General features: G+C 70.6%; 6 protein-coding genes. 4 read left to right on the top strand and 2 right to left on the bottom strand.

The window, feature by feature from the left end:
- Positions 1-514: hypothetical protein (locus AB0O67_RS24845; RefSeq protein ID WP_365453906.1), on the bottom strand; the 514-nt coding region annotated here is incomplete at its 3' end.
- A 345-nt stretch (positions 515-859) separates the two neighbouring features.
- Here AB0O67_RS24845 and pglW point away from each other — a divergent pair.
- Complete coding sequence (gene pglW / locus AB0O67_RS24840) at positions 860-5,278, top strand: BREX system serine/threonine kinase PglW (protein WP_365453903.1); 4,419 nt, start codon at positions 860-862, stop codon at positions 5,276-5,278.
- Between the two features lie 111 nt (positions 5,279-5,389).
- Here the strand turns inward: pglW and AB0O67_RS24835 are convergent, their stop codons facing one another.
- Positions 5,390-5,596 (bottom strand): hypothetical protein, encoded by a 207-nt coding sequence (locus tag AB0O67_RS24835; RefSeq protein WP_365453900.1) that lies wholly within the window; start codon positions 5,594-5,596, stop codon positions 5,390-5,392.
- Between the two features lie 167 nt (positions 5,597-5,763).
- Here AB0O67_RS24835 and AB0O67_RS24830 point away from each other — a divergent pair, with 167 nt between their 5' ends.
- The 3 genes from AB0O67_RS24830 to AB0O67_RS24820 are packed head-to-tail and all read left to right on the top strand — an operon-like array spanning position 5,764 to position 9,124.
- Entirely contained in the window at positions 5,764-6,228 is a 465-nt protein-coding gene (locus tag AB0O67_RS24830; protein WP_365453897.1) for a hypothetical protein, read from the top strand.
- Positions 6,225-7,643 (top strand): AAA family ATPase, encoded by a 1,419-nt coding sequence (locus tag AB0O67_RS24825; RefSeq protein ID WP_365453894.1) that lies wholly within the window; start codon positions 6,225-6,227, stop codon positions 7,641-7,643. Before AB0O67_RS24830 ends, AB0O67_RS24825 begins: the two co-directional genes overlap by 4 nt.
- Entirely contained in the window at positions 7,640-9,124 is a 1,485-nt protein-coding gene (locus tag AB0O67_RS24820; RefSeq protein ID WP_365453891.1) for a hypothetical protein, read from the top strand. Before AB0O67_RS24825 ends, AB0O67_RS24820 begins: the two co-directional genes overlap by 4 nt.
- The last annotated feature ends 52 nt before the right edge of the window (positions 9,125-9,176 follow it).

Genomic DNA, 9,176 nt, shown 5'->3' with positions numbered 1-9,176 from the left:
AATCGTTGGGGCCACCGGCCTCGATGTGCTGTGTCTGCCCCAGCCCCATCATGCCTGCGCACGCCCACTGGGCCATGGTCATGCCCAGGTGGTAGCCGAAGGCGGATCGCGCGCTGCGTTCGGTGCCGTGCCGGTGGATGGCGTTGACGAAAAGGCAGCGTCCGGCAGCCCCGGAGACCGCGGTTTCGACCTTCTTCAGACACAGGTACGCGTGCAGAGGAGAGATGCGGGACACCAGTTCGCTGATCGCCAGGTTCGGTGTGAGCGCGAGCCAGGGGCCGATGTCCCGGCCGACCTCCGTCGCCGCTTTGAGGATCTGCCGCCAGGTCGTCGTTGCGAGGTACCAGCCGTTCGCGGGTATGCCGGTCACCCCTGGCCAGGCGTGTTCGACCCCTTCCCATGGCTTCCTGCTGGGGCGACGCTGCGGTCCATCACGGAGAAGGACTGGGATGTCCAGGCGGTCGGACATCTGAAAAGCGTGATCCTGGGCACCTTCCGGCGGCTGCTTATCCATCCTGCGAAGAGTGCCACGGTTTGATCGCTGACTGGTGCAGTCAGCTGAACTCCTGCCATGGACCACCGTCGGTAATGGCTTTCGCGCCTACAGCGGTGGCCAGGTTCTGACCTTCACTGGACAGGACATGAGGAGAGCCCGTTCCCCAGCCACCCTGGCCTGGAGAACAGACCGATTAGGATGCCATCCCAGGGCTAGGCCAGGGTAGGGCACGACCGAGCGCAGGGAAGGCGACGCTCGAGACAGTCTGCGCTGGGCCGACAATGCGGGCTTACATCGCTTCGCCCTCCGTGCCGACATTGATCATGCGAGGAGGTCTCGGTGACGCCACCGGCGGGGCGGTCTGTGCCGAAACCTGGTCCCCCTCCGAGCCGTGAGCGGTGGTTCCAGCCGAGGCGCTCCAGTTATGCCTGGGAGCAGGAAGGCCTGGAGCACGTCCGGCAGCTGATGCCCAAGGCCGAGCCCTACCGGGCATGGGCGACGTTCCAGTTCACCGGCCCCTCCGGCCGCGTCAACGAATGCGACCTGCTGATCGCCGTGCCCGGCGGGGTCTACCTGCTGGAGTTGAAGGGCCATCCCGGACGCGTGGTGAACCACGGGGACACCTGGCAGTTCCACGACGACCGGGTGCGCACTCTAAAGAATCCGCTGCACCTCACCGACCTCAAGGCCAAGGAGCTCAAGGAGCAACTTACGCGGGCGGCGCGCGGCATGAAGGAGGACCCCAGAAGGGTGCCCTTCATCAAGCCGGCGGTCTTCCTGCACGCCCCCGGCCTGGTGAGCGGCCTCGACGAGTTCCAGCAGACCGGGGTGTACGGACGGGACGGGGGCGGGATCGGGCTCCCCGGCATCTGGGACGAACTGCTCGGACTGCCGCCCGAGCGGGAGAGCTGGCGGGTCACCCCGCAGACCAGCGCGCTGCTCGAAGAGCTGATGAAGCGCATCGGTGTTAGCCACTCGATCGCTCATCTGCGGTTCGGTGACGACTGGCGGCTGCAGCCGCGGGCACTGGATGCCGGTCCCGGCTGGGAGGACCGGCTGGCGAAGCGCGACGACGGCCTGGTGCAGGAGAGCGGCCGGGTGCGGATCTACCTGGCCGGTGAGGCGGCCTCGCCCCAGCAGAAACAGCAGGTGGACCGGGCGGCCCGCCGCGAGTACCAGGTGCTGCAGGGCATCAACCATCGCGGCATCGTGCAGGCGGTCCAGATACGCGAACACGTGAGCGGCCCGGCGATCCTGTTCCGGCACCGGACGTCGGACCTACGGCTGGACGCCTACCTCGATGCGTACGGGGAGCGGCTCACGCCCGAGATCCGGCTGGACATGGTGCGCCAGCTCGCCGAAGCCGTGCGCTACGCCCACAACCGTTCCCTCTATCACCGCGCCCTATCCGCCCGGTCGGTGTACGTGTCGGCGGACGAGGACGGCAGCGACCCGGTGCTGCGCATCGCGGATTGGCAGACTGCCGCCCGGGACTTCGAGACCACCCTGCACCGCACGCTCGGGGACACCCCACTCGACGTCAACCTGATCGCGGACGTCGCGCAGGTGTACCTCGCCCCGGAGACAGACCAGGAGTTCGCCGACCCGGTCGACCTCGACGTGTTCGGTCTGGGCAGCCTCGCGTACATGCTGCTGACTGGGCGCCCGCCCGCCGATCGGCGCAGCGCCCTGCTGGATCGGCTGCGAGAGGAGGGCGGCCTCCACCCGTACGCCGTCACCGACGGCGTGTCCGAGGCTCTGGACCTTCTGGTCTTCCAGGCGACCGCGGCCGACGTGCAGGACCGGATGGCGTCGGCGGACGAGTTCCTGCGGCTGCTGGACGCGGCCGAGGCGGACGCGGCGACGCCCGAGCCCTCGGGCGTGACGATCCAAGACCCTCTGACGGTCCAGCCGGGTCAGCCTCTGGACGACACCTGGACCGTGACCCGCGTCCTCGGCACGGGTGCCACGGCCCGAGCCCTGCTGGTGCGTCGCACCGAGAGCGAGCCGGGCGGCGAGCCGGACTCTCCGCGGGTGTTCAAGATCGCGCTGGACCATGAGAAGGACGCCCGACTGCAGGCGGAGGCCACTGCGCTGAAGGAGGTCGGCGGGGGCCGCATCGTGAAGCTGCTCGCCGAGCCGCGGCAGCTCGGCGGACGTATGGTCCTGGAGATCGAGTACGCGGGCGGTTTCCGTCCGCCCGGCGACCGAGAGCCCGTCAGCCTCGGCTCGCGGCTGCGGGGCGAGGGAGCGCTCGGCTACGACCAGTTGGAGCGTTTCGGCAACGACCTCTTCGAAGCCCTGGACGGCCTTTCCGCGCGCGGAGTGCGGCACCGCGACATCAAGCCCGACAACCTGGGCCTCTTCAAGCGCAGTGACGGGTCCTGGCAGCTCATGCTGTTCGACTTCTCGCTGGCCGACGCGCCCGACCAGGACCTGCACGCGGGCACGCGCGGCTACCTCGACCCGTTCCTGGGCGGCAGCCGACGCGAGCGCTACGACGACCACGCCGAGTGGTACGCGGCGGCGGTGACCCTGCACGAGATGGCCACGGGCGAGCGGCCGGTGTGGGGCGACGGCCAAGGCAATCCGCTCACCGTGCCGGACGCCGAACTGCACATCGCGGACGAGCTGTTCGACCAAGCCCTGCGCGAGGGACTGACTGCGTTCTTCCAGCGGGCCCTGCACCGTGACGTCGAGGAGCGCTTCGACAGCCTGCGCGAGATGCAGGAGGCGTGGCGCCGGCTGTTCCGTACGGCGGACAAGGCGCCGCCAGCCACCACTCCCGCCACGGTCGGCATGACGACGGAGGACATCGAGGACGCCCGGGACCAGGCCGCCGCGGCCGCCGGTCCGAAGACCCCGCTGGACGCGGCGGGCCTGTCACCCCGGGCCGTGTCCGTCGCAGCCGCTCTGGGGGCGTCGACCGTGGACGCCCTGCTCGACATCCCCCCGCACACGATCTCCCGTGCTCGTGGTGCGGGCAACGTGATCCGCAAGGAACTCAACCGCCGGCACCGCCAGTGGACGCACGCCCTGCGCAGGCGTCACGCGTCGCGCCCGCCCGTGGCCGTCCCGGTGGACGCCGCCGAGGACGTGCTGGAGCCGGTGGAGACACTGGCGGCACGACTCTCGCCCCCGGACGGCAAGCGCCGTACCAAGCCGCGCCCGGACGTCGTCCTCACCACGCTTCAACTGCAGGGCGGTGCGCTGCTGGAGCCGTGGCCCGCGCAGCCCGCCATCGCCAAGGCGCTCGGCATCAGCCAGCCCACGGTCTCTCAGCACCAGCAGGCCGCGATCGAACTGTGGGCGGCACTGCCGTGGCTGCGCCGTATCCGGGACGAACTGGTGGCGATCCTGTCCGAGCAGGGCAGGGTCGCGACCGCCGAGGAACTCGCCGCCGAGCTGCGCGCCCGGCACGGTGCGGGAGACGGCGACCCCGCCGACACCCTGGCCCTGGCCCTGGCCGTGGTCCGGGCGGCGGCGGAGGCGGAGTCCCGCAAGCGGGACGAGGACCCCGGCCCCGACGGCGAACCGCCGGTACGGCTGGCCGTGCTGCGGCGCGGCGGGCGGGTGGTCCTGGCTCTGGAGGACCAGCCGGGCAGCGACGACCCCACGCCAGCCGAACTCGCCGACTATGCCGCTGTCCTGGGCGAGACGGCGGTGGGGGTGGCGGGCCGCGATCCGCTTCCGGGCCGGGCGACGGTGCTGCGGGAGCTGCGCGCGGTGGCCGCGCCCGAGGGCATGGCGTCCATGGCGGACACCCGGCTGGTCGACCTGGCGGCGGCCATGGCGGGCGGCGTCGCCGTCTCCCCCCGGCTGGAGCTCTTCCCGCTGGATCTGGACCTGGTCCGCGCGCTGCGCATCTCCCAGGCGCCCGCGGGGGTGCGCGCCGACACCGGCATAGGCGCCGCCGACCTGGTGGCCCGCATCAGGGCGCGCTTTCCAGGCCTGGCCGTACTGGCCGACACCACGTACGTGGAGCTCGAGGAGGCACTGGCTCAGACCGATTTCCCGCTCGCCTACGACGGGCAGCGCAAACGGTTCATGCCCCGGGGGCACGAATCGACCGACAGCCGGTACGAGCCGTCGGTCTCCATGCTGACCAGTACCGGCACCCTGATCGCCGCTGCGCAGAGCGAGCTGGCGCTGGGCAGGGACCCGCGCCGGGTCCTGACGGCACGGCTCCAGACGGCCCGCCGACGCGGCGGCTTCCTCGCGCTCACCGTCAAGGCACCCGAACTACCGGGTGTGGCGGCGCGGTTGGCGGAACGCATGGACGTGGCGCGGGTCTCGTTGGACGAGCTGTTCCTCGCGGCTCTGCGGGAACTGGCCGCGGAACAGGGTGTCGAGTGGGCGGCGCTGCTGCGCGCGGACGCCGCGTTTGCCGCCTCGGGCACGCTCGGCGCGGGCCTCGCCTCCTATGCGCGGGCCGCCTGTGAGCGGGTCCTCGCGCGTGCGGTGGCGCTGGCCGAGCAGTCGGGTCCGCGTACCGTGCTCTTCGTCCACGAAGCCGCTCTCGCCGCCCGCTACTGGTCGGCGGGCGGGAGCGAGCTGCTGGTAGCGCTGCAGGAGGCCGCCCGTCATTCGGGTGGGGCCCCGCACGGCCTGTGGCTGCTGGTTCCCATGGAGGACCCGGAGGCTTCGCCGGCCCTGGACGGCCGCACGGTGGACATCGTGGACCGGGCGAGCGAATGGGAGCCGCTCATGGGGCTGTTTCTGAAGGACCTCAAGGCCGAAGGCGCGGCGCAGGAACGGGAGCATCTGGCACAGCGGGGGTGACGGTCGCCGTCCCGGCTCAGGCCCCCCTCCCGAGCGGTGCGGGCACCACTCGGGAGGGGGGCCTGTTGAGCCCCGTTGTCCGGACTGAGTTATGGTTCGCAGGGACGTTCCTCAAGGAAGGCGCTGTCCCATCTTCGCCGACTGCCGGTTGTGGCCCTTCGTGTCCCACCACTCCTCCAGTAGCGCATGCACCAGATGCACGAGCTGTCGAAGCCGTTCGGTGTCCGGGGCGGGCAAGGCGAGGACGTCCGCGAAGGAACTGTCCTCCCAGGGCAGCGTGACCGCCCAGCGTTCGTCCTCTTGCCCGGAGCGTTCCACCGTGAGCCGGTAGGTCAGTACGGCGGCACCGCCCGGCCGGTGTCCGAGCCGCCATGGACGGTCCTTTCCTGAAGGTGTGGCGGTGCCTGGTCGGCGGCGCAGCAACTCATGAGCGCCCGTTACCGGTTCGAGGCTGGAGAGGGGGAGTTGCGGCTAAGATCCGTTGTGTGCCGGAGACCTTACAAGAGGATCAGTTCGCGAAGGCCGCGACGCGTCACTTCCACGACGCGGACTACCTCCACACCGACAGCCGCCTGCCGTCAGCGGACCATCTGTACGGCTTCGCGGCGGAGTGCGCGGCGAAGAGCCTGCTGCTGCGGTTCACGGACGTCGCGATGGGGCCGTCCAACAAGCCGGAGATCGCGGACGCGGCGGACCCCGAGAACTCCCTGCAGTTCGGCCATGTCAACCAGCTGGTCCGCGAGATCAGGCTGATGGCGCACGGACGGGGCGGGGCACCCCTGTACTCGGTACTCGACGGCGACCTCCGTGCGTTCAGGAAGTGGAACGTCAGCACTCGGTACTCCGACGGGACTTACGCCCAGGCCGAGATGGTCGAGCGGCGCCGGGACGCGGCGCGGCGCATACTCTGCGTGCACGAACAGGCCCTGCTCAACGGGAAGCTGCCGTGACGGCGCCGGTGGATCCCGTCCGGTTCGACGAGGCCCGCACACGCGCGTTCGACACCGCGCGCGAGGTGGCCCGGCAGGGTTTCCACGTCGTGCTGGTGCGGGACGTGCTCGGCCGCTTCTCCCTAGTCGTCGACGACCGGGAGAAGCAGAAGGAGGCCGTACTCAAGCTCGTACCGGGCTGGGAGAAGCTGCTCGCCGACCGGCTGGGCCCGTATCGGACGGGGCGGCCGGTGCTGCTGACCTCGCAGATGTTCTCGGCGGACGCCCTGCTGGCGTCCCCGCGCGCGGTGGCGGATTCCAACGGCCCGTCCGGAAAGGGCTCCGTGCGCTTCCTCGACAACACTGTGGTTGGCGAGGACTGGGCGAAGGTGTCCCCGCTCGTCGACGGAGCGAGCGGCAACCGCGCCCACCGCACCGCGCTGTACGGGTTCAAGGGCGGCGTGGGCCGTACGACGGCGATGGCTGTGCTGGCCCGTAGACTGGCCGACTCGGGGCATGTCGTCCTGGTCGTCGACCTGGACCTGGAGTCCCCGGGCGCCGGTCCGCTCCTCATGGGGCAGGACCTCCCCCCGCACGGACTGGTGGACCACCTCGTGGAGGCCGCCGTCGGCAGCGCCGACGGCCTGGAGATGGTGATCCGCACCCCCTACGTCCCGCCCCGCGCGGACGACGGCCGGTTCGGGGAGCTGTGGGTCGCACCGGCCCGGGGAGGGGGCGGGGGAGAGACGGCCTACTCGTACGCCGAGAAGCTGAACCGCGTTTACGCGAACACCGTCGACGCCTCCTTCGCGGAGCGGCTGGAGCAAGCCGTGTGCGCCTGCGAGGAAGCGGTGGAGCGGGACAGCGACACCGGCCGCCACCCGGACGTGGTCCTCCTGGACAGCCGGGCCGGCATCCACGACGTTGCCGCCGTGACCATCTCCAGGCTGTGCGACCTCGCCCTGCTGTTCGGCGGGAACAACGAGCAGACGTGGATGGGCTACGGCGACCTGTTCGCGGCCTGGCACTCCCTGGGGCAGGCGTCGCACATCCGGGAGAAGCTGCGCATGGTGGCCTCGATGGTGCCGGACTCGGTGCACTATCCGATGGATGCCTACCTGGAAGCCTTCCGCGAGCGGGCGTTCGAGTGCTTTGAGGTGCTGTACGACACGGTCGCACCGGTCGACGTGGGAGCCGCCGAGGGCGCCTCCGAGGACGGGGTCGCCACGGCGCGGGACGACGAACAGGCACCGCACTTCGCCATCCCGATCCTGTTCGAGCCGGGGCTGGTCGGCATGGACGCGAGCAACGCACCGGGCTGGCAGGAACGCGCCTTCGTGCAGGCCGCGTACCGTGACTTCCTCGACGGAGTCACCACGCTGATCGAGGCGGCACTGGTGGCCGGCCAGGACGAGGAAGGGACGCGAGACACGTGACGAACGAGGCCCCCCTCACCGCGCACGAGTACCGCGACCTGCTGTCGGCGGCACTGGAGGACTCCCTCCACGCCGACACCCGGACGCCGACCCCGCACACCCTGTTCATGCCGGACTCGCACCGCACCGCCCTGTACGTCGACAACGTGGTGGTGCCGGGCGGGCGGGGCGTCGGCAAGACGTTCTGGTACCAGACCCTGCTCGACGAGCGACTACGGGAGGTCGCCGCCGTCGAGTACCGCATCAACCGACTGCGTCGGCTGCGGGTTCATCCCGGACACGGAATGAACCTGGACCACGATCACTATCCGGGGCCGCCGACCCTGCGGGGCCTGGTCGAGGCCAAGGAGGACCCGTACGACATCTGGTACGCGGTCCTGCTGACGGCGCTCGGGCAGGAGGAACTGCGCGAACTGCCCGAGTGGCGGGACAGGGTGGTGTGGGTGCGCACCCACACGGACGAGGCCCAGCGCACGGTGGAGCGGGCGGACCGGGAGGCGCACAGGGCGAACATCGTCCACCTGATGCTTTTCGACGCACTGGAACACCTGCACGCCGACCGGGCCCAGGCGGACCGGCTGGTCGTCGGCATTCTGCGGCTGGCCCTGCAGATGCGGTTCGGCACGCGCAACATCCGGCTCAAGGTGTTCATCCGCCCCGACATGTTCCAGGCGGCGACCCTCACCTTCGCCGACGCCTCGAAGCTTTCCTCCGGTTACGCGTCGAGCCTGGAGTGGACCCACACCGACCTGTACGGGCTGCTCTTCCACTGCCTGGGCAACGAGGACGACGAAGAGCCCGAACTGGCACGGCGGTTCCGTGCGGACACCGGCGGCTGGGCGACCGACGAGACGGTCGGGCGGCACGAGCCGCCCCTGGTGCTGCGTAACGTCGCGGAGGTCCAGGAGAAGCTCTTCACGGAGATCGCCGATCCGTTCATGGGCGGCAACTACCGCAAGGGGAAGCCCTACACCTGGTTGCCGAACCACCTCAAGGACGGCAACGGGAAGATCAGCCCGCGCAGCTTCCTCCAGGCCCTGGTGACGGCCGCCGAGGCCAGCCGATCGGGTCACCACGACCACGACCGGGCCCTGCACCACGAGGCGATCCGCGCCGGGGTACAGGCCGCCTCGAAGCGGCGGGTCGACGAGGTCGGCGAGGACACCCCGTGGGTGAAGCTGGCGATAAAGCCGCTCGCCGGCGGTCAGGTGCCCATCAAGGAGTCGGCGGTGCTCGACCTGTGGAAGGAGAACGACCTGCCGGTGGCGCTGGCCGAGGAAGCGGCCCAGTACGCCCAGGCCGACCGGCCCTCCCTGGTCCGTACCGGCCCCCGCCACCCGGACGACCTGCCCCGGCTGGTCGAGGAGCTGATCGAACTAGGCGTGATGACCAGGCGGCGCAGCGACGGCCGGCTGGACCTGCCCGACGTGTACCGGATCGCGTTCGGGCTGGGGCGCATGGGAGGGGTGCCGAAGGCGTAGCCGCCGCTGTCGGGCGTCGTCGAGTCCTCGTGTACCCCATGACCCTGCCGAT

The sequence above is a fragment of the Streptomyces sp. NPDC086077 genome (assembly GCF_040686175.1).
In the GTDB taxonomy this organism is placed as follows: Bacteria; Actinomycetota; Actinomycetes; order Streptomycetales; family Streptomycetaceae; genus Streptomyces.
Note: the sequence above shows the minus strand (reverse complement) of the source record. Positions and strands in the feature narration are given on the sequence as shown.